Origin of the sequence: Neisseria sp. P0020.S005, from assembly GCF_051957055.1 — a bacterium.
Lineage (GTDB): Bacteria > Pseudomonadota > Gammaproteobacteria > Burkholderiales > Neisseriaceae > Neisseria > Neisseria subflava_A.
Genome location: NZ_JBQCWV010000025.1, coordinates 1 through 720 on the forward strand (window position 1 = coordinate 1; position 720 = coordinate 720).

Below are 720 nucleotides of genomic sequence, written 5' to 3' on the forward strand. Positions count from 1 at the left end.
ATCTGTTGTTTTGTTTTTTGCTGTGGGCTGCTTTGTAGGTGGGTTTGTTAGTTGGTCTTGGTTGGGTTTGGGCGTTTGGTGTTGGTAGGTAGGTGTTGGTGGGTCCTTTTTTTTTAGTTGGGTTGGGGTTTTTTTTGTGTTGTTGTTGTTGTTGTGGTTTTGGGGTGTGGGTGGGTTTGGGTTTTTGGTGTGGTTTGTTGTGGCGGGTGGTTGGGGGTTGTTGGGTGCGTCGGTGGGGGTTTGGGAGGTGCGGTTTGTGGTAGCGTTTTGGGTTTGATGTTTTTTGTCTGTGGGGCTTGCGGGCAGTGCTGTGTTGTTGTTTGGGTTGTTGGTTGTGTTTGTGGGGTTGTTGTGGGTGTGGTCGTTGGCGGTGTTGTTGTTGGTGGGTGTGGTTGTTTGTTGTTGTTGGTTGGTGGGGTGGGCTTGTTGTTTGGGGTTGTTGTTTGTTGTTTGTGTGGGGGTGGTGGGGGTTGGTGGTGGGTTGTGGTGTGGGGTTTTTGGTTGGTTTTTTTTTGGTGTGGGGGGTGGGGTTTTTTTGTTTTGGGGGTTGTGGGTTGGGTTGGTTGGGTGGGGTGTGGGGTGTGGGGTTTTTGGGTGGTTTTGGTGTGTGGGGTGGGTGGGGGGGCGTATTTGGGGGTGTGTTTTTTTGATGGGTGTTGTGGGTTGGGTGGTGGTGGTATTTGGGTTGGTTTGGAGTTTGTTGGGGTCGGTGTTGTGGGT

1 pseudogene is annotated in these 720 nt (G+C 51.7%); it reads right to left on the reverse strand.

Annotation, left to right across the window (positions count from 1 at the left end):
• A pseudogene (locus ACTHTU_RS11120) lies at positions 1 to 720 on the reverse strand (hypothetical protein); the annotation flags it as partial.